The organism is Wenyingzhuangia sp. IMCC45574 (assembly GCF_054182685.1).
Window position 1 is genome coordinate 3742376 of sequence record NZ_CM135169.1, and the last position, 21535, is coordinate 3763910.

The window sequence follows — 21535 nt, forward strand, 5'->3', positions numbered from 1 at the left end:
AATTCGTGAACATATAAATACTAAAAAACACTTAAATAATGAACTTTAAAAAAATCATGTTAGCAGGTGTAGCAGTCCTAACCATAGGAAGTGCTTTTTCTTGTAAAACTGAAAAACAAAAAGAGAACAAAGAAGCTACAGCAACAGCTACCAAACCAAACGTTGTTGTAATTTATTTAGATGATTTAGGGTATGGAGATTTAAGCGCATACGGAGGAGATGTTTTAAAAACACCTAATATTGATAAGTTGGCAAATGGTGGAGTAAGATTCACAAACGCTTATGCTTCTTCTGCAACATGTACACCTAGTAGATTTGCATTATTAACAGGGGTTTATCCTTGGAGAAATAAAGATGTTAAAATTTTACCAGGAACAGCTCCATTATTAATTACAACAACACAACAAACGTTACCAAAATTATTTAAGTCTAAAGGATACGATACAGGAATTGTAGGTAAATGGCATTTAGGTTTAGGTTCTGGTCATGTAAATTGGAACGAGCACATTTCTCCTGGACCAAATGAAGTTGGTTTCGATTCAGCTTATATTATGGCTGCAACTCAAGATAGAGTACCTACAGTATATATTAAAGATGGAAATGTAGTTGGTTTAGATCCAAAAGATCCAATTGAGGTTAACTACAAAGAAAATTTTAAAGGAGAGCCTACAGCTATTTCTAATCCAGAAATGTTAAAAATGACTTGGCATCACGGACACAATAATAGTATTGTAAACGGAATTCCTAGAATTGGATACATGAAAGGTGGAGAAGCTGCTAAGTGGAAAGACGAAGACATGGCAGACCATTTCTTAGCAAAAGCAAAAGCTTATGTTAAAGATCATAAGAACAATCCTTTCTTTTTATACTATGCAATGCAACAGCCTCACGTGCCAAGAACTCCACACCCTCGTTTTGTAGGTAAGTCTGGATTAGGACCAAGAGGAGATGTAATTTTAGAAGCTGACTGGGTAGTTGGTGAATTCATTAAAACTTTAGAAGAGCAAGGAGTTTTAGACAATACTTTAATCGTTTTATCTAGTGATAACGGACCTGTATTAAACGACGGTTACAACGATGGAGCAGATACTAAAATTGGAAACCACAAACCAACAGGACCATTAAAAGGAGGAAAGTATAGTTTATACGAAGCAGGAACTCGTGTTCCTTTCTTAACATACTGGAAAGGTCATATAGCACCTAAAGTATCTGATGCAATGGTGTGTCAAATGGATTTATTAGCTTCTTTGGCTAAATTAGTAGACGGAAAAGTAGAAGGAGCATCAGACAGTCAGGATGTGTTAGATGCATTATTAGGAAAATCTGATATAGGACGTGAGTCTTTAATTATTGAAGCGACTAGTAGAACAGCCTTAAGAAAAGGAGATTATATTTTAATTCCATCTTACAAAGGACCTAAATTAAATGAGAAAGTAAATATTTTAATGGGGAACTCTAAAGACATTCAATTGTACAACTTAAAAGAGGATATTGGGGAAGACCATAACTTGGCTACCGAAAAGCCAGAGTTAACAAAAGAGTTGTTTGATGAGTTTATTTCTTTAAGAGGAGAAAACTATAAGAAAATAAGACAATTGAAGTTGAAATAAGAAAATTTCATACCTTTTGTACTCTGCTTGTAAGAGCCCTTGTTTATCAAGAAAAAACTCTTATATTTGCAGTGGAATATTTGAAAAGAGAGTAAGTGGGGCTATAAGCCCCACTTTTTATACACATATATGGACAAAAATAAGGTCGAAAGTCTATTAGACTCAGCTATTGAAGAAAATCCGTCTTTGTTTTTAGTAGACTTACAAATCGGTGCAGAAAATAAGATTTTAGTAACGATTGATGGAGACAATGGAGTGCCACTTAACGAGTGTATTCGCATAAGTCGTGCAGTAGAGCATAATTTAGACAGAGAAGAAGAAGATTTTAGCATAGAGGTGGCAACACCAGATATCGCCAAACCTTTAGTAATGAGAAGACAATATTTAAAGAATATTGGTAGAACATTAAAGGTACGTACAGAAGAAGAAAAGTACGAAGGTAAGTTAGCAGAAGTAACAGAAGAAACTATTGAGCTAACTTGGCAAACAAGAGAACCAAAACCTGTAGGGAAAGGAAAGGTTACTGTAGATAAAACAGCAACTATACCATATGCAGATATAAAGGAAGCAAAAGTAAAAATAGTATTTAGTTAAATGGAAAATATAGATTTAATCAATTCGTTTTCTGAATTTAAAGAAGATAAGAATATAGATCGTGTGATGTTGATGTCTATCTTGGAGGAAGTTTTTAGAGCTGCCTTAAAGAGAAAATACGGATCAGATGATAACTTTGATATTATTGTAAACCCAGATAAAGGAGATTTAGAAATTTGGAGAAACCGTGTGGTTGTTGAAGATGGATTTTCTGAAGATGATAACGAAGAAATTGAATTGGCAGAAGCTAGAAAGATTGAGCCTGACTTTGAGGTTGGTGAAGAAGTATCTGAAGAGATTAAATTACATCAATTAGGAAGAAGAGCAATTTTAGCATTACGTCAGAACTTAATTTCTAAGATTTATGAGCACGATAGCACAAATCTATACAAGAAATTTAAAGAGTTAGAAGGAGATTTATACTCTGCAGAGGTGCACCACATTAAACACAATGCGGTTATCTTAATAGATGATGAACAAAACGAAATTGTATTACCTAAGAGTGAGCAAATTCGTTCTGACTTCTTTAGAAAAGGAGATGCAGTAAGAGGTATTATTAAAACGGTAGAGTTAAGAGGTAACAAGCCAGCAATTATATTATCTAGAACTGCTCCTGAATTCTTAACAAAATTATTTGAGCAAGAGATACCTGAGGTATTCGATGGATTGATTACAATTGAAGGAGTCGCAAGAATACCAGGAGAAAAAGCAAAGATTGCTGTAGATTCTTATGATGATAGAATTGACCCAGTTGGAGCTTGTGTAGGTATTAAAGGATCTAGAATTCACGGAATTGTACGTGAATTAGGAAACGAGAATATTGATGTGGTAAACTTTACAAAAAACCCACAATTATATATTTCAAGAGCATTAAGCCCTGCTAAAGTGGTAAAAATAGATATCTTTGATGCGGAAGGTGAAAACAAGCCTAAAGCCGAAGTATATTTAAAGCCAGAAGAGGTGTCTAAAGCTATTGGTAGAAACGGAGTAAACATTCGTTTGGCAACACAATTAACAGGTTACGAAATTGACGTGTTAAGAGAAGGTGCAGAAGATGATGAAGATGTAGAATTAACAGAATTTTCTGACGAAATTGAATCATGGATTATTGACGAGTTCAGAAACATTGGTTTAGACACTGCTAAAAGTGTTATAGAAAAAGATGTGACTGAATTAGTGAGCAGAACCGATTTAGAAGAAGAAACTATTATTGAGGTTCAACGTATTTTAAAAGAAGAATTTGATAGATAAAAAATAGCAATATTTATATTTCCTCAAAAGATCTTCTTAACCAAAAAAAGTAAAAAGTATATATGTCTGTAAGCAAAGTATTAAGGCTTAACAAAGTTTTACGAGAATTAAATATATCGTTAGATAGGGCGGTAGAGCATCTAGCATCTAAAGGGCTAGAAATAGAGGCACGTCCTACAACGAAAATCTCCAATGATGAGTATCAAATCTTATTGGATGGTTTTCAAACAGATGCACAAAAGAAAGCTGTGTCTAAGGAAGTTGGTGAAGAAAAGAGAAAAGAGAAGGAGGAATTACGTTTAGAGTTAGAAGAAAAGAGACGTAAGGAAGAAGAGGAAAGAAATAGGGTTTTAAAGGCTAAATCAGAAAAACTAGAAGTTAAAACAGTTGGAAAGATTGACTTAAATCCTTCTAAACCTAAAGCGGAAGAAAAATCTGAAGAGCCTAAGAAAGAAGAACCAAAGCAAGAAGCTCCTGTTGTAGAAGAAAAAACAGAAGTTAAAGAGCCAGAGGTAATTAAAGCAAGTGCTCCTAAATTGGGTGGTTTAAAAATAGTTAAGCCAGCAGAAGCTCCTAAAGCTAAAGAAGAACCTGTAGAGAAAAAGGAACCTGTAGAAAAGAAGGAACCTGCAAAAGAGGTTGTGTCAGAAAAGCAAGAAGAAAAGCCTCAGCCAAAACAAGAGGAAAAACAAGCTCCTGCTAAACCACATCCAATTGATCAGAAACCTGCTGAGACTAAACCAGCAGCAAAAGAGGCTCCTAAAGCAGAAGCTCAGGCTACAAACAATCCTGAAGAAGGAGGAGAGCCAGAAGCTATTAAGACTCAATATCAAAAATTATCAGGACCAAAATTAACAGGTACTAAAATTGATTTAAAACAATTTGAAAGACCTAAGAAAAAGAAACCTGACAATAATAACAATTCTAACGATCCTAAAAAGAAACGTAAGAGAATTGTAAAACCAGCGGGTAACAATACTCAAGGGAATAACAACAACCGAGGAGGTCAAGGAAACAACAACAACCGTGGACCAGGTGGAAATAACCGTGGACCAGGTGGAAACAACAGAGGGCCAGGAGGAAATAACAGAGGACCAGGAAACAGAAATGTTAGACCAGGACAGAGAGGAAGATTTAATTCAGCTCCTGTTACTAAAGAAGAACCGTCTGAAGAAGAAGTACAAAAGCAGGTAAGAGAGACTTTAGAAAGATTACAAGGAAAGTCTAAAAAGAATAAAGGTGCTAAATACCGTAGAGAAAAGCGTGATTTACACCGTCAGCAAACTGAAGATGCACAAGCACAAGAAGCAGCAGAAAGTAAAATATTAAAAGTTACTGAGTTTGTTACTGTAAGTGAAGTAGCAACAATGATGAATGTTGGAGTAACCGAAATTATTTCTGCATGTATGATGCTAGGAATGATGGTAACAATGAACCAACGTTTGGATGCTGAAACTTTAAAGATTGTTGCAGAAGAGTTTAACTACGAAGTTGAGTTTATTGGTGCAGAAGTAGAAGAATCTGTTGTTGAAGTAGAAGATGCAGAAGAAGATTTAGAAGAAAGAGCTCCTATTATTACCATTATGGGACACGTTGACCACGGTAAAACTTCGTTATTAGATTACATTCGTAAAGCAAATGTTATTGCCGGAGAATCTGGAGGAATTACACAGCACATTGGTGCCTACTCTGTAAAGATTGGAACAGGACAAAAAATAGCATTCTTAGATACACCAGGTCACGAGGCCTTTACAGCAATGCGTGCTCGTGGTGCTCAGGTAACAGATTTAGTTATTATTGTTATTGCTGCGGATGATGATGTAATGCCTCAAACAAAAGAAGCAATTAGTCACGCACAAGCTGCAGGTGTACCAATTGTATTTGCATTAAATAAAATTGACAAACCAACTGCTAATCCAGACAATGTAAAGCAACAATTAGCGAGCATGGATTTATTAGTAGAAGATTGGGGAGGAAAGTATCAGTGCCAAGAAATTTCTGCTAAATCAGGACAAGGTGTTGATGAATTATTAGAAAAAGTAGTTTTAGAATCTGAGATTTTAGAATTAAAAGCAAATCCAAATAAATCTGCCTTAGGAACTGTAGTAGAAGCTCAGTTAGACAAAGGACGAGGATATGTATCTACCATTATGGTACAAGCAGGTACATTAAAAATTGGAGATTATATTTTAGCGGGTAAACATTCTGGTAAAGTTAGAGCTATGTTCGATGAGCGTGGTAAAAACGTTGCAGAAGCACCACCATCTACACCGGTATCTATATTAGGTTTAGACGGAGCACCACAAGCTGGAGATAAGTTTAATGTATTTGAAGATGAAAGAGAAGCAAAACAAATTGCCTCTAAACGTTCTCAATTACAACGTGAACAATCTGTAAGAACACAGAAAACATTAACATTAGACGAAATTGGTCGTCGTATTGCTTTAGGAGATTTCAAGGAATTGAATATTATCTTAAAAGGAGATGTGGATGGATCTGTAGAAGCATTAACAGATTCTTTCCAGAAATTATCTACAGAAGCAATTCAAGTAAATATCCTACACAAAGGTGTTGGAGCCATTACAGAATCTGATGTATTATTAGCTTCTGCCTCGGATGCAATTATTGTTGGATTTAATGTAAGACCAGCAGGAAATGCAAGAACGGTTGCTGATACAGAAGAAGTTGATATTAGAACATACTCTATTATTTACGATGCAATTAACGACTTAAAAGATGCGATGGAAGGTATGTTATCTCCAGACACTAAAGAAGAGTTGTTAGGTAACGTAGAAATTAGAGAAATCTATAAAATTTCTAAAGTTGGTAACATTGCAGGATGTATGGTTGTGCAAGGTAAGATTACTAGAAACTCTAAAGTACGTATTGTTAGAGATGGTATTGTAATTCACGATGGTGAGTTAGAAGCATTGAAACGATTTAAAGACGATGCTAAAGAAGTTACAAAAGGATACGATTGTGGGGTTCAGATTAAGAACTACAATGATATTGTCGTTGGCGATGTAATTGAATCGTACGAAATTGTAGAAGTTAAAAAGAAATTATAAGAACTATAATTTACTAGAATATATAAACCCTGAACTTGTTTCAGGGTTTTTTTGTGCTTAATTTTGAGAAAAAGTTATGATAGAATTAGTTTTTAAAACCCTACCAGCTGACTTTTTTGTGAACGGTAGTATTCCAGTAAGGGTTATATTCATTGTGGTTTGCATTATCATCTTATTCGCAAAAGTGAATAAAGCCATTAATGAAAGAAGGTAATTTTATATATCCTTAGCCAAGCCAATCAACTTCTGAACCGTATTCCAGTTACGCATGGTAGCTCTAATTCCCAATTGCTTTTCTAAATAGTTATTCGTTAATTTAGATTTGCTGTATTGTGTTTCGTATTGTAGGTGAATCGCATTATCATCAATTGTAAATAAATCTCCTCCAAAATCTTTGTTTTTTAAGTTGTCTATTTTCTCAGAACTAGCTTTTTCATCAGTAAAGGCTATATAATTTCTTTTTTCCAGGATTTCATAAGGATGAGCTTTTACAATTTTAGTAAAATCAGTAATAGAAAAACTAAAAACGTCAATATCGTATTGATATACTTTAGCAATAATTACTTTTATTTTAGAAGACATCAATTCTGAATTTTGAATAGAACTTTGAATGACAAAATTACCACTTTGGATATAGCTTTTAACAAAATCGAATTCAGTTTCCTGTAGTAAAAGGTTTACAAAGTCTTTCATTATCAACTTATTTTTACCAGATACATTTACCCCTCTAAGTAATACTATATAGACCATTTTGTTAAATGTTTAAACTTTAGCTTAAAAGTATGATTTATATTAGTTTTTCGCTTTCCTAAAAAGCTTAATTTTGTCAATAAATCAAAAACATTTATGAGTAAGGCCATCTATATTGCTGCTTCGCATTCCAACAGTGGAAAGTCAATTGTAACATTAGGTTTAATGCGAATTTTGTTAGGAAAGACCACAAAGGTTGGTTATTTAAAACCGATTATCACCAAAGATAAAAATCATAAAGACTTTCATATAGAGACCATCTTATCTCATTTTGATTTAGATATAGACTACGATGATGCCTATGTGTTTACAGGAAAAGAAGTCATTGCCAAAAGAAATCAAGGTAAAGGAGGAGATGTAATAGATACCATTATTAAGAGGTACAAAAAAATGGAATCTAAGTACGATTTTGTTTTGGTAGAAGGGACAGATTTTGAAGGAGATGCTACTTCTTACGAATCGGATTTAAACGTAGAGATTGCCAAAAACTTGGGAATTCCAGCGTTGTTAATTAGTAAAGCTAAAAAAGGAGCCTCTGTAAACGATGTTGTAGAGAGCACCAAGTTAATTTACGATACCTTTTCGGGACACGATGTAAATGTTTTGTCTGTTATTATCAACAAAGTGAACAAAAATCATGTAGATATGATTGAAAGTCACTTGCAAAGAATTGTTCCAGAATCAGTAGTAAAGGCTGTAATTCCATTTTCAAATAAATTATCCAACCCTACAGTGGCAGAGATTGTTAGAGAGTTGGGAGCAGATGTATTGTTTGGTGAATCTAGTTTAAACAACCCTATTGGAGCTTATGGTGTGGGAGCCATGCAGTTACGTAACCATTTGGAAACCTATGTAGACGATTATTTGGTGGTAACACCAGGAGATAGAGCGGATATTATTTTAGGAGCGCTACAGGCTAATATTTCTAAAAACTATCCTAAAATGGCTGGTATTGTTTTAACGGGTGGATTGCAACCAGAAAAAGCAATTTTAAAATTGATAGACGGACTTTCTGATGTAGTGCCAATTTTATCGGTACCTACAGGAACTTTTGAAACAGCTACCAATTTGTCTAATGTACAAGCGCAAATTTATGCGGAGAACAATGATAAAATTTTAGCTTCGTTACGAATTTTTGAAAAGTTTGTACCAACAGAAGAACTTACCAACCAATTGATTCAGTTTAAAGTAGATGGAATGACTCCTAAGATGTTCCAATACAACATGATTGATAGGGCTAATAAGACAAGAAAAAGGGTTGTGTTACCAGAAGGAAACGATCCAAGAGTTTTAGAAGCTGCATCTATGCTGGCTACTTTAAATATTGTAGATATTACTTTATTAGGAAATCCAGAAGAGATTAAAGATAAAGCTAAGAAAAGTGGTATTGCAGTAAATTACGAGAAAGTAAAAATTATAGATCCAGAAAACTCGGAGTACTTTGATTATTTTTCTGATTCATTTTATGAATTGAGAAAACACAAAGGAATGAATTTGGATACCGCAAAAGAGACCATGAGAGATGTTTCTTATTTTGGTACCATGATGGTGCACAAAGGAATTGTAGACGGAATGGTTTCTGGAGCAGTAAATACAACTCAACATACAATTAGACCTGCTTTACAATTTATAAAAACCAAACCCGATGTTTCTGTAGTGTCTTCTATTTTCTTTATGTGTATGGAAAACAGAGTAGCGATATTTGGAGACTGTGCTATCAATCCAGACCCAACAGCAGAACAATTGGCAGAAATTGCAATCTCATCAGCAGATTCTGCGGCTAATTTTGGAATTGAACCAAGAGTTGCAATGTTGTCTTACTCATCTGGATCATCAGGAAAAGGAGCACATGTAGACAAAGTAAGAACGGCTACAGAAATTGTAAAAGAAAAACGTCCTGATTTAAAGATAGAAGGACCAATTCAGTACGATGCGGCTGTAGATCAGGGAGTTGCTAAGAGCAAAATGCCTAATTCGGAAGTAGCAGGTAAAGCAACGGTGTTGGTATTCCCAGATTTAAATACAGGAAACAATACGTATAAAGCCATTCAAAGAGAAACCGGAGCATTGGCAATTGGACCTATGTTACAGGGATTAAACAAACCCGTAAACGATTTAAGTAGAGGATGTACGGTAGATGATATCTTTAATACTGTAATTATTACCGCAATTCAAGCACAAGAACTTTAATATAGTACAAAGTACTTAGTACAGAGTATAAAGTTATATTAGTACTCATTACTAACTACTCTGCACTCAATACTAATAACAGCAACAATGAACATACTAATAATTAATTCAGGAAGTTCCTCGTTAAAATATCAAATGATAGAAATGCCATCAGAAAAGTTGGTGTGTAAAGGTTTGATAGAGAGAATTGGACAAGAGAATTCTAAATTAGAATACAGTCCGGTAGGTGGAGAAGAAGTAGCAATTACTTTGTCTATTCCAAATCATAAAGAAGGATTGTCTCAGGTGGTTTCTTACTTGTTAGATGAAAAAGTTGGAGTTTTAAAATCTACCAACGATTTAAAAGTGGTTGGACATAGAGTGGTTCATGGTGGAAGCACATTTTCTAAGACTAGAATTGTAACCCCAGAAGTTAAAGATAAAATTAGAGACCTATTTTCTTTAGCTCCCTTACATAACCCAGCAAATTTATTAGGTATAGAGGTTTGTGAGGAGTTGTTCCCAGAAGCAAAGCAAGTAGCGGTTTTCGATACTGCTTTTCATCAAACAATTCCATCAATAGCCTATAAATATGCATTGCCAAAAGAATTAACCGATGAGAAAAAAATACGATTGTATGGTTTTCACGGTACAAGCCATAAATATGTATCCGAAAAGGCAAATGAATTTTTAGGTACAGAAAATTCTAAAATAATAACGTTGCATATTGGGAATGGAGCTTCGGTTTCTGCCATTCAGAATGGAGCATGTGTAGATCACTCCATGGGGTTTTCTCCTACCACAGGTTTGCCAATGGGAACCCGTACAGGAGATATAGATCCATCAGTTGTTTTACACTTGGTTAAAAATTTAGGATATACACCAGATGAAGTAAGTAATATTCTAAACAAACAAAGCGGAATGTTAGGAATGACTGGTTATTCAGATTTTAGAGATTTGGTAAGTCAATCTAACAGCGGAAACGAAGATTGTACAGAAGCCTTGAATTTATATGCATACCGAATTAAAAAGTACATTGGATCTTATGCTGCTGCTATGAATGGTTTGGATGCAATTGTATTTACTGCAGGAGCAGGTGAGAATTGTATTGAAATTAGAGAGTTGGCTTGTAAAGGTTTAGAGTATTTAGGTATAGACTTAGATAAAGAGTTAAATAATATAAGAGCCAAAGAGTTAACTCAAGTACAAACGGAAGCTTCTAAGGTGAAAATTTTAATTATTCCAACCAATGAAGAATTAGAAATAGCCAAACAAGCTTTTGAGCTGGTGTAGTTAATTCTTACAATATTTTAGAGGAAGTATTTGTTACAGGCAGAGTTACTGTAAAAGTACTTCCTTTGTTTTTTTTAGTGTTTATGGTGAATTCTCCACCTAAAATTTCAGTCCTACTTTTAATACTTTCCAATCCAATTCCCTTTTTTCTAATTTTATCTGGAGAAAAACCAATACCGTTGTCTTTCACATTTAGTAGAAAATAATCAGAAGTACATTCAAAAGAAATAAAACAACTATCTGCTTGCGAGTGTTTTATTGTATTGTTGGTAAGTTCTGTAATTATTTTATAGATTTCTTCTGCAAAAACTTTGGGGATGGAATGCCCTTTTTTATTGTGGTATTTAAAATCAAACTTTATATAAGTTAAACTTTGCATTTTATCACAATAGCTTTGTATGGTTTGTGTAAAGTTAGTTTCGTCTACTTTAGGCGTAAACATATTGGTTAAAAGTATTTGGTATTCACTTCTAAAAGAACTAATAATATCGTTTAGCTTTTCTGTGTCAGGATTAATTTTAACTTGTAAACTTAATGCTTCTATATAACTACCAAAAGTATCGTGTACATTGCTAGAGAATTTTTGTTTTTGAGTATCTTCTATTCCTTTCATAGAGCTTTTTAACTCTATATTTTCTTCTTTTAATACAGCGGCTAAAAGTTTTCCTTTTACTATTTCTGATATAATATAGTACATCACTAAAATCAATTCTAATATGATGGTTAGGTAGAAAATATCAGAAAAAAAGTAACTTTTTAAATGCGAGTTGTTTTGTGTAGGGTTGTACAATTGATAAAAAAAAGTTCCTACAATGGAAAATGTAAAACCTATGGCGAGATAAGCAGGAATGGTTTTTTTTACTAATAATAAAACATGTAAAAGCGCAATAGTAATTAAACATACCTTTAGTATTACCCAAACAAATAGATACCAATGCTCTAATCCTCCAAAAAATATTTTATAGATGTATACTAGTGTTAAAAAGGAGCATATATAACCAATTGCAAAAAATACTTTTTTAATAAGCGATTGTCTTTTGGTGTGTAAAGGGTAAAAATTAGCATAGAAAAAGGCAGCACACATTGTGGCCAGAGTCTGAGAGAAACTTTTAGCAGAGTTGACTAAAAAATCGCTTTTACTCCATATGTATTGTACACCTATTCCCTTGTTAGCTAGTATTGTGGTGATTATAAAGAATATAAAACCACCATACCAAGCCAAACTATATCTTTTTTGACTAATTAATAAGGCAAGAATAATTAAAATTAAAGAGGCTAAGAATGTTATGGTTGTCCCAAAAAGAAAATATTCAAGTTGTACCCTTTTAAGAAAGCTGTTAGTTTTGTTTAAAAAGAGTTCTAACCTTGCTTTTGGCTCATCATCTTTAATTTGAATTAGATAATAAGTGTCTTTTGTTGTTGGTTTTAATTTCCAGGTAGGATGTCTGTAAAAAATGTTTTTAAAACCAAACTTTTCGTAATAGTTAATAGTCGCTAGACTGTCTATTCCGTTTGGATTATAAGAGAAAACTTTACCATGATGTAGGTACGAATTTGCGATGGTAAAATAAAAATCTTCAGTATGAGCTTTGGTTTTAAAGTAAAACCAAACAAATTTTCCTTTAGGAATTTTATGATAGATGTTATTTCCAAAAGGTTTGGTAAAGTCTCCTTTTTGTAAATGTTTAATGGCACTAGTAATGGTGTTACATTCAATAGTGTCAGAAAGGAAAAAACAATCTGAGTATATATTTTTTTTCTGGCCAAGGCAAAGTGTGCACACTAAAAAAGTAAGACAAAAAAAGTGTTTCATAGTAGTACCTTAAGTAATAATAATTCCTTTTTGTATTGCAAACTTTAAAAGTTCCAAGGTGTTTTTAGTTCCTGTTTTAGAAAAGAGATGCTGTTTATGCATTTTTAAGGTATTAGCACTTATATTTAAATGCTGACATATCTCTTTTTCTGTATTAAACTGGTAGCAACATTTAAGAATTGTAAGCTGTCTTTTAGTTAAAAAAACAGTTTCCTTTTCTGCGGTTTTACTTTCAATAGTGTTTAAAGTATGTAAATCTTTGATAATATTTGGGAAGTTTTTAAAGTCTGAGTCTTTGCCTATTAATAAATCTACACCATCGGCAATAACATCTTTGGTAATAATAGGATTGTTGTAACTGGTAAGACAGATAATTTTAAAAAGTTCTTTTGTAGGTCTTATTTGTAGGATGTGATCTAAAGATCTTTCACCATTAAAACTTAAATCGAGAATTAAAATATCAAACTGAGTATTGTTGGTATATTGTATGGTTTCATCAATCGTATTACAGCAAGCGACTATTTTAAATTCCTCAAAAGACCCTAGGTAATTTTCTAAAATCCCCAAGAAGAATAAATTATCGTCTGCTATGATGATTCTACAAAGCTCCATAGAGCAATATTACGTTTTAATATAAGAATAACACTCATACTAAAGTATTACGTTTTTTGCAGCTGTATGTTTTTTGTCAGTTTTTTACCGAATACAAACTAAAGTGTGTAATAGCCCCATTTCTTTCTTAGTTCATTTGTAATTGGGGAGTTTGTATATAATTCTTCTACGGAACAATCTAAACTAAATTATTTATGAAAAAATTATTAACGATTATTTGCGTGTTTTTTGCTACGGGGATAGCAATGGCACAAGAGACTGACTCAAAAGAGAGGCATTTTGCTATTGGAGTTAGTGGAGGAACAGGTTTTGGAGGAGATTTATCCTACAAGCTAAACGATTACTTTTCTGTATCTGCAAGGTACAATATGCTAAGTTATAGAGAAGAAGGAATTAAGCAAGAGTTAGACGGAGAAGACTTTTTAATAGATGCAGAAGTTGATTTTAAGAATATAGACTTAGTTTTTAGCATTTATCCTTTTAAAAGTTCTTTTAAAATTGTGGCTGGAGCTTCTTATTTTTTAAACAGCGATTTAAGTATTCAGACTTCTTTTGCAGAAAGTGTTTTTATAGGTGATGTAGAGTTTACACCAGAAAGTGGAGCGGGTAATTTAATTATCAATTCTGATTTTGGACAAGTGGCTCCTTATTTAGCAATAGGTTTTGGTAGAGCAGTACCTAACAAAAGATTAGGTTTTGGTATAGAGGCAGGTGCTTACTATACAGGTTCGCCAACAGTAACCCTAGATGCTACTGGAGTTATAGAAAATACGGTAGACCAAGAACCACTAGTACAAGATGCTTTTTCGGAGTTTAAATTTATTCCCTATTTGGCACTTAGGTTAGCTTACGCATTTTAAAAAACTAAAAGAATAGAATCATGAAAAATAGAATTACAAAAATAGCAGCTTTAAGCTTATTGATGAGTTTAGGAGCTTGTGATGTAGATAAAATTACGAGTTTAAGGGATGAGTTTCAATTGAGTATTTCACCTGATGCAGTTGATAATAAAACAGAAGTAACTATAGATAATTATGAATTAGCTGGAGATGTTCCAAGGAACATTACAATTGAGTTTACAGGTGAAAACTCCAATTTGGTTTACTCATCATCAGGTGACAAAACTATAGCGTTTGGAGATGATAATGTGGTTAAAATAGGTTTAAAGAAAGGAGTGAATTTTGCTTCTGAAGAAAGCCCTATAGAGACAACCGCTAAAATAAATGCTCCAGGATTTAAAGAAGAAACAGTAGAGTTTGTTTTTACAGGAGAAGCTTTAAGTGGAAGAACTGTTTTTTTAAAATCGGATACATATGAACCGGTTGGTGTTGAGGTTGTTAATAAAAAAATTGATTTGGTATCAGGTAAAGTAGATTCTGATATATTAATTGAAACAACATCAGGAGGAACAGAGGAAGAAATAGAGGTATTGATTCCCGAAGGTGCTATTTTTGAAGATGAAAGCGGTAATATAATTTCAGAAGCGTTTGATCTTGAAATTAAAACATTGGATCCAGGAACCGATGACGAGAATGAAGCTTTTACAGATGACGATATAGAGGATTTACCTATTTTGACCGAAGAAGATGCCTTAAGTAATTTATTGGGAGAGGATGCATTAGCGGCAAGATTCTCAATGACTGATGGTACAAATCCAGAGTCAAAAATTAACGTTGCGAACACTCTTTATTTACCTTTTAATGCGATTAGTTTCTCAACTCCTGGGGTCTTTAAATCTTCTAAAATAGTGAGCTATAGATATTATTTAACAGGAAAGCATCCTGTAACAGGGGCAGATTACACAGTAGATGATGAATTTATTACTGTAAGAAGAGTCTCTATTTTAAGACCTAGTGGAAAAGTTAGAGGAAAACGATTTAAGACTTTAAATAAAGTGAAAATAAATGCTAATAATAAGCCTTATTTAGAGACTTCAATTTTAGCTGGTAATACAACCGTGGCTCATTACTTTAAAATGGATAAAGTTGAAGCTAAATGTGATGAATTTAGGTTTACTTATTCTGGGGTTCCATCTGAGTCAGTTAAGTTTAGAGTACATAATGTATTTATGCCAGGCAAAAATATTTTTTCTAACTTGTTATATATTGGAGGTGATTATTTTATGGATGGTCATCACCTATCAATAATTAAAAATATGCAACGAAAAGTTGGATTTTACCTAGAGAAAACAACTTTAGATAACAGTGGGAGGTTGTTTCCTGGTGAGGAAGTAGTAATAGACTTTAATGAATTACTTACTTTTTATAAACTTTGTAAAGATTATCATAAAGAAAAGAAACAATGGTCTCTTGTACGTAGATATGTAGAGTCTATATATTTTTTAAAAGCGTTATCAAGACCAGAGTTTGAATTTAAGTCTTATAGATATCATCAAAACACACACTTTGGAGAAGAAAGCACCCTTTTGTCTGGAGGAAGATATACTTATAAAGTAAATTCTTTAGAAACGTACTCTGACTTTTGTGGTGGAATAGAACTCTTTTCTGAAAAGTTTAAAAATGAGATTGAAACATCTACAATTTTACCTTCGAATATTACAGTAACCATGCCTTTGAATATTAATTTGAGTGCGGATTGTCCTAAAGCTAAAGTGGTATTAGCAAATGAATTGGTTTATTACAGAGATATTTCTGTTCCAGAAAGCTTTTATCCTTGGGGAAGACAAAAAAATATTTGGGGAGTATTTTGTAGAACAGATGCTCAAGGTAATATAATAGATGAGGTTCCTGAGTTAAAAGATAACGCAGAGTATGAATTTATGACTTACTATGATGGGAAAAAAATTACTCCTGTTGTTAAGGGAAGTGAGGTGAAGTCTAAAGGAATCAATTTCAATATCAGTAGTCTATGTGCTAAAATTGAAGAAGCTCTTTAAATTTAATAGAATAATAAAGTTTCAATACAAAGAAGTTGAAATGTTTTATTTAGTTTAGTTCTTACCCCTAAGGAATTATTAGAATCCTTAGGGGTATTTTGTTTAAAACAATTAAAAAGTATAAAAATGAAAAAATATAGTATTCTATTATTAGTGGTTTTGTTGTGTAGTTGTGTTGCGCACAAAAACTCATATCAGAATCAAAACTCCAAAGTAACAGTAGAGTTTTCGGTTCAAAAAAAGGATTCTACAGAGCAAGACAAAGCAGATAAAAATAAAATAGTTGAACTTGCAGTAAAACAATTAGTAAGTTTTGGAATTAATAAGATAGGAGATTGGTTAAATAAGGAAAAAGATAAATATTCTGCTACCTATAACACTGTAAAGCAAATAGAATACTACAATCATAATAACAATAGAATTACCATAAAAAGAAAGATAGATAAAATTGTTAAAAAAGATACGGTAAAAGATGCTGTTGCGATGGAGTTTTTGTTGGACATTGAAAAACATGAAAATTACATGAAATTAGTGCCATACAGTTTAAAATTAAATTATCCAAAGGCAAAAATCACAGAAAAATCATGTTTCTGTGATCCTCAAAAAACATCTAAGGTCCTCATAAACTTTAATATAAAGCTATTGGCAGCTTGGCAAGATAAGAATGGAGAAAAACGAGTAGAAGAGCTTACTGACACAGATTTTAGTTTTGTTCAAAAATTAAGTTACAATACAGAGCAAGAAACTATATTAAATAAGGCACTTGATAAGGTTGTTTCAAGCGACATGATAAAACCTATTCCGTATTCAAGTTCAGGAGGAACAACGTTATTGGTGAAAATAAAAGTAGATGAAATAGATGGTTGTGAGAATGAGGTTGTAAAAATTGCTAATATTTTTGAAAAGAATAAGAGTGATATAGTAGATGGTATTATGGATTTAAAAAAGGTGAAAAATGAATAAAATAATAACAATTATACTGTTTTTTATAACGCTATCTTGTTTTTCACAAAACAGAGATGGATATCAATTAATGGTTACTCTAGAGAACGATTCGTTTGTGTATTTTTTAGGCTTGCCTAATAAAGATGAACACTACACTGGAGGGGCAAAGGTAGAGTTATTTACACCTGAAATTAAAGCCAAATGGTTGCCGTTTCTAAAATTAAAAAAAGCTGAGAAATACAGAAATACATTTGCTCTTTCTATTGCTGCTTTTACTCCTTTTGATTTGAGCGAGGGAATAAAATATGGAGATAGACCTTATGCTTCTTATACGGCTTTAAGTTTTGGTAAAGAATCTTATGCGGAAGATAGTTTCTTAAAGTCTGAACTATACCTAGGTTTTTTGGGTTTAGATTACGCTGGAAATGCACAATCATATATGCACAAGAATGAATGGTTTGGTACAAAGAGAATTATACCAAAAGGTTGGGATAATCAAATAGGGTATGAAGAGAAAAATTTTACTTTAAATTATGCAATTACTTATCTAAAAAACTTAAAAAGTAATAAATGGGGTGGGGTTTTAGCTTATCGTTTAGATACAAATTTAGGTAATTACATGTTAGATTTTGGAGCAGGTTTACGTTTTGCGTACAACTTAAATAATTCCCCTTTTTTAACAGGTATTATTATTAAAAATCAAAAAAAAGAGATAGTAAAGGTAAAACCCATAAAAAAGAATTTAAGGCTGAATGTATTTTTTGAACCCAAACTAAAAGGAGTTCTATATAATAGTACTTTGCAGGGTGCTCTTATTAAAGATAAGAGTATATATAAAATTCCTGGTTCTGATATACGAAGAGTTCAGTTTGAGTTTAATAGTGGTATAAATATAGCTTTGTGTGATTTTGCTTATTTAGATTTTACCGTAAATGGAAGGAGTCAGGAGTTTAAAGGAGCAAAAAGATTTCATTATTGGGGGGGGAGTAAACATAGGAGCCAGATTTGGAGGGAAATAAGAAAAGATAGAGGTTTATAATAAAAACAAATCACCTGCTAAAGATCATTTTTAGCAGGTGATTTTGTAATATAGAATACAATTTTTCGACATTTTATAGAAACAAATTATATATGTCTAATCAATTGTGGTTTATAGAAAATGTCAACTTATTTGGCAAATTATGTCCGCATAAGTTTAAAGAGTATGCTACTACACATCGTTTTGTAGACTTTAAAAAAGACGATTATGTGTATTTTTCTTCGGATAGAGCTAGCAAATTGTTTTTAATTCAAACAGGTAAAATTAAAATAGGTTATTACACCAACGACGGAGAAGAAGTGGTAAAAGCCATTTTAGGAAAAGGACAAGTGTTTGGAGAAAAAGCGTTGTTAGAACAGAACTCGCGTAATGAATTTGCTCAGGTATTGAATAATACTACAACCGTTTGTCCTATGGATGTTTCTACGTTGCATGATTTGATGAGAGACAACCAGAATTTTGCATTGAGTATTTATAAGTTTTTAAACTTTCGAATCAAAAAATTAGAAAGGAGATTGGAAATTTTAATGTTTAAAGATTGTAAAACAAGAGTTGTAGAGTTTTTAGCAGATTTATCTAAGGATTTTGGAGTAGAAACCAGTCAAGATACAATTGAAATAGAGCATCCTTACACACAAAAAGATATTGCTAGTTTGATTGGAACTTCTCGCCCAAACCTTAATATAATCATGAACGAATTGAAAGAAGAAGAGGTTATTGAGTTTACAAGATCAAAAATAATTTTAAAAAAAGAGCTAGTGTTAGCTAGCTAACATTCTAAAAGGTATAGCATCTCTAATTTTGTTTCTATAATCAAAAACAAATCAAGAGATGAACAGAAAAATTTTAGCAAGTGCCTTTTTATCATTAGGTATCATGTTTACATCATGTAATAATGATGATGATAACACAGTAACAGAAAAGAGTTATAATTTAGATCTATCTATTAACGGGTTAGAAAATTTAGGAAACGATTACGTATACGAAGGTTGGATTATTGTAAACGATGCACCTGTGACTACGGGAGTATTTACAGTTGATGACAATGGAACATGGTCTCAAAAATCTTTTTGGGTTGACCAAACAGCTTTGGGAACTGCAACCGCTTTTGTATTAACCATAGAGCCAGCAGATGATTCAGATCCAGCACCTTCTGCAACCAAATTGTTAGTTGCACCATTCGCTAACAATACAGCTACTGTTGCGGCCAATACCATTCCGGGAATTAATACAAGTGGTGATGGTGTTTTTACTACTGCTGCAGGAAAGTATTTTTTAAGAACTCCTACAGACGAAACTGGAGACAACAATATGAATGATGAAAACGGAATTTGGTTCGGTACACCAGGAGCACCTCCAACAGCTGGTTTTTCTGGAATGCCAGAATTAGATATGGATTCAGGTTGGAGATACGAAGGTTGGGTTGTTGTTGATGGAACTCCAATTTCTACAGGTACTTTTACAAGTTTTAGCGACAGAGATTCAGGAAACCCATTTAGTGGAACAGAAGCAAATGCAGGACCTCCAGTACCAGGAGAAGATTTTTTCTTAAACGCACCTGATGGAGTTACCTTCCCATTAGATGTAAGAGGGAAAACAGCCGTAATTTCTATTGAACCTTATCCAGACAATTCAGCGGCACCATTTGCTATTAAGCCTTTGGTAAGTCAAATTGCAATGGATGCAGATACAGCTCCAACAGCTCATGATTTTGGAGCAAACTTAACAAGTTTCCCTACTGGAACAATTACAAGAAAATAATTTGTTTTGAGTTTTTACGAAAAAGGTTAGCTAAATTATTAGTTAACCTTTTTTTAACGTTTTGAAATTTCTTTGGCCTTGTTGTTGACTAATGTTTAGTATTAATTTAAAAATTTTATTGAACATGAAAAAAATGTTACTAAGTGTATTAATGTTTACAACACTTATTGGGTTTTCCCAAGAAAAAGAATTTGAGTCTCCTTTTAAAAAAGGAAGGTTTGCAATTGGCGGTACTGTATCATTTAGGAATAATGAGAATACAAGAGTGTCTCAAGATGGAATTGATGAAATAGTGTCCAAAAACAAAAATGAGTATTCCACAATAAGGCCATCTTTTGGATATTTCATAAAAGACAATATGGTTGTAGGGGCTTCATTAGGTTATGGATACTCGAAGAATTCTTCCGAAAATGAATACAATAATGGAATCAATTTAAATGAAACTAATAGTAGGTTTGAAAGTTATAGTTTAGGAGGGTATGTAAAAAAGTATTACAAGTTATATCACCGATTTTATTTTTATGTATCTGGAGATGCTAATTTTAGTATAAGTGATACTTCTGATAGTGATTCAAAGGGAAAAGGTTTTTCAATTAGCTTTAACCCAGGTTTAAGTTGGGTGCTGAATAAACATTTGGCAGTAAAAGTTGGTTTTGATGATGTGCTAGGTTATAGATATAACTCTTTCGAGTTTGAAAATGGAGACTCTTCCGGGAATGAACTTTTTGCAGATTTAGGCAATTCTACACTATCTGTAGGATTCAGGTATTTTTTATAAAATACTTAAAGCACCTCTTGATAAATTTATTGAGAGGTGTTTTACTTTTCTAAATACTCTTTTAAAGCTACACCAATAAATTCTTTCCAAGTAGGAGCACACACATCGTAACAGATAAATTTGGGTGTTAAACCTTTATGAGTAAAGTCTAGTTGTATCTTGTTTTTTGCTATTGATTTAATAGTCCATTTTAAAGTAGTTCCTACCCATTCTTTCTGAACTCCTTCTAAGTTCCCTATAATCTGATTGGCATCTATACATTTCCATTCCAAAATATCGTTTGGTTTATACTCTATTACTTTAAACTGATACCAAGGAGCTCCCCAGTCAACAGTAAAAACATCGTTTGTTTTGTAAACTGGACTGTCCATATTCCCCCACCAGTCATTAATGTTCAATGTCAAAGCATCAAATACTTCTTTGGGAGTACATTCTATAATTACTGAAGTTGTAAAATCGTTATCCATAATTTTAACTGGTTGCGTTTTTAAATCGGTTGAAAATTACATAAACTAATTGTAATTTGCAATCAGTATTTTTATTTTATGAAAACACCCAAATCTTTTTGTCCCCAAAATTTATTCTTAGAAGTCTTAGGAGACAAGTGGACATTACTCATTATTAGAGATATGATGTTAAGTAACAAATGCTATTTTAGAGAGTTTTTACAGTCTAAAGAGAAAATAGCAACAAATATCTTATCCAATCGTTTACAAACACTAGAACAAGAAGGGATCATACATAAGAAACAAGATCCTAGTCATAAACAGAAAATAATTTACCTACTAACAGAAAAAGGAATAGATCTATTTCCAATCTTGGTAGAAAATGCCAAATGGAGCTTAAAATACAAACCTGTAGATAAAGAAGATGCACGGGTGTTGAGTTCTATTTTAGATGGGGGAGAACAAAAGTTACAAGAGATTATAAAACAATTAAAAGAAAATCATCAATAA

At 32.8% G+C, this 21535-nt stretch carries 18 protein-coding genes; 14 read left to right on the forward strand and 4 right to left on the reverse strand.

The window, feature by feature from the left end:
- Positions 1-38: 38 nt before the first annotated feature.
- The 4 genes from ACXHHC_RS15950 (at position 39) to infB (ending at position 6523) form a co-directional block, all read left to right on the forward strand.
- Positions 39-1610, forward strand: coding sequence for a sulfatase family protein (locus ACXHHC_RS15950; RefSeq protein ID WP_458227367.1), 1572 nt, complete (start codon positions 39-41; stop codon positions 1608-1610).
- 129 nt (positions 1611-1739) lie between these two features.
- Positions 1740-2204: a ribosome assembly cofactor RimP gene (gene rimP / locus ACXHHC_RS15955; protein ID WP_458227368.1), complete on the forward strand. Its 465-nt coding sequence runs from the start codon at positions 1740-1742 to the stop codon at positions 2202-2204.
- Positions 2205-3455: a transcription termination factor NusA gene (gene nusA, locus ACXHHC_RS15960; protein ID WP_458227369.1), complete on the forward strand. Its 1251-nt coding sequence runs from the start codon at positions 2205-2207 to the stop codon at positions 3453-3455.
- A gap of 62 nt (positions 3456-3517) precedes the next feature.
- Complete coding sequence (infB, locus tag ACXHHC_RS15965) at positions 3518-6523, forward strand: translation initiation factor IF-2 (RefSeq protein ID WP_458227370.1); 3006 nt, start codon at positions 3518-3520, stop codon at positions 6521-6523.
- A 216-nt stretch (positions 6524-6739) separates the two neighbouring features.
- Here infB and ACXHHC_RS15970 read toward each other — a convergent pair whose 3' ends face one another.
- Positions 6740-7273 carry a DUF1697 domain-containing protein gene (locus tag ACXHHC_RS15970; RefSeq protein ID WP_458227371.1) on the reverse strand — a complete coding sequence of 178 codons (534 nt, stop codon included), beginning with the start codon at positions 7271-7273 and terminating at the stop codon, positions 6740-6742.
- Positions 7274-7369: 96 nt separating this feature from the next.
- Here ACXHHC_RS15970 and pta point away from each other — a divergent pair, with 96 nt between their 5' ends.
- Together pta and ACXHHC_RS15980 are read left to right on the forward strand one after the other, a co-directional pair.
- Positions 7370-9463 carry a phosphate acetyltransferase gene (gene pta, locus ACXHHC_RS15975; protein ID WP_458227372.1) on the forward strand — a complete coding sequence of 698 codons (2094 nt, stop codon included), beginning with the start codon at positions 7370-7372 and terminating at the stop codon, positions 9461-9463.
- A gap of 87 nt (positions 9464-9550) precedes the next feature.
- Positions 9551-10735, forward strand: coding sequence for an acetate/propionate family kinase (locus tag ACXHHC_RS15980; RefSeq protein WP_458227373.1), 1185 nt, complete (start codon positions 9551-9553; stop codon positions 10733-10735).
- Between the two features lie 7 nt (positions 10736-10742).
- Here the strand turns inward: ACXHHC_RS15980 and ACXHHC_RS15985 are convergent, their stop codons facing one another.
- Complete coding sequence (locus ACXHHC_RS15985; protein WP_458227374.1) at positions 10743-12548, reverse strand: ATP-binding protein; 1806 nt, start codon at positions 12546-12548, stop codon at positions 10743-10745.
- 9 nt (positions 12549-12557) lie between these two features.
- The gene (locus tag ACXHHC_RS15990; protein ID WP_458227375.1) at positions 12558-13160 is read right to left on the reverse strand and encodes a response regulator transcription factor; all 603 of its coding nucleotides are present in this window, start codon (positions 13158-13160) and stop codon (positions 12558-12560) included.
- Between the two features lie 194 nt (positions 13161-13354).
- Here ACXHHC_RS15990 and ACXHHC_RS15995 point away from each other — a divergent pair, with 194 nt between their 5' ends.
- The 7 genes from ACXHHC_RS15995 to ACXHHC_RS16025 all read left to right on the forward strand — a co-directional run bounded on the left by ACXHHC_RS15995 (position 13355) and on the right by ACXHHC_RS16025 (position 20579).
- Positions 13355-14020 carry a hypothetical protein gene (locus tag ACXHHC_RS15995; protein WP_458227376.1) on the forward strand — a complete coding sequence of 222 codons (666 nt, stop codon included), beginning with the start codon at positions 13355-13357 and terminating at the stop codon, positions 14018-14020.
- 20 nt (positions 14021-14040) lie between these two features.
- On the forward strand, positions 14041-16056 hold the full coding sequence (locus ACXHHC_RS16000) for a hypothetical protein (protein ID WP_458227377.1): 2016 nt from the start codon (positions 14041-14043) through the stop codon (positions 16054-16056).
- Positions 16057-16182: 126 nt separating this feature from the next.
- Positions 16183-17019, forward strand: a complete 837-nt coding sequence (locus tag ACXHHC_RS16005) for a hypothetical protein (protein WP_458227378.1) — start codon at positions 16183-16185, stop codon at positions 17017-17019.
- Positions 17012-18040 (forward strand): lipid A deacylase LpxR family protein, encoded by a 1029-nt coding sequence (locus ACXHHC_RS16010; protein WP_458227379.1) that lies wholly within the window; start codon positions 17012-17014, stop codon positions 18038-18040. The genes ACXHHC_RS16005 and ACXHHC_RS16010 overlap by 8 nt, the downstream gene beginning before the upstream one ends.
- A gap of 92 nt (positions 18041-18132) precedes the next feature.
- On the forward strand, positions 18133-18813 hold the full coding sequence (locus ACXHHC_RS16015) for a Crp/Fnr family transcriptional regulator (RefSeq protein WP_458227380.1): 681 nt from the start codon (positions 18133-18135) through the stop codon (positions 18811-18813).
- Positions 18814-18871: 58 nt separating this feature from the next.
- The gene (locus tag ACXHHC_RS16020; RefSeq protein WP_458227381.1) at positions 18872-19801 is read left to right on the forward strand and encodes an anti-sigma factor; all 930 of its coding nucleotides are present in this window, start codon (positions 18872-18874) and stop codon (positions 19799-19801) included.
- 124 nt (positions 19802-19925) lie between these two features.
- The gene (locus ACXHHC_RS16025) at positions 19926-20579 is read left to right on the forward strand and encodes an outer membrane protein (RefSeq protein WP_458227382.1); all 654 of its coding nucleotides are present in this window, start codon (positions 19926-19928) and stop codon (positions 20577-20579) included.
- A gap of 41 nt (positions 20580-20620) precedes the next feature.
- Here ACXHHC_RS16025 and ACXHHC_RS16030 read toward each other — a convergent pair whose 3' ends face one another.
- The gene (locus ACXHHC_RS16030; protein ID WP_458227383.1) at positions 20621-21046 is read right to left on the reverse strand and encodes a hypothetical protein; all 426 of its coding nucleotides are present in this window, start codon (positions 21044-21046) and stop codon (positions 20621-20623) included.
- 78 nt (positions 21047-21124) lie between these two features.
- Here ACXHHC_RS16030 and ACXHHC_RS16035 point away from each other — a divergent pair, with 78 nt between their 5' ends.
- On the forward strand, positions 21125-21535 hold the full coding sequence (locus ACXHHC_RS16035; protein ID WP_458227384.1) for a winged helix-turn-helix transcriptional regulator: 411 nt from the start codon (positions 21125-21127) through the stop codon (positions 21533-21535).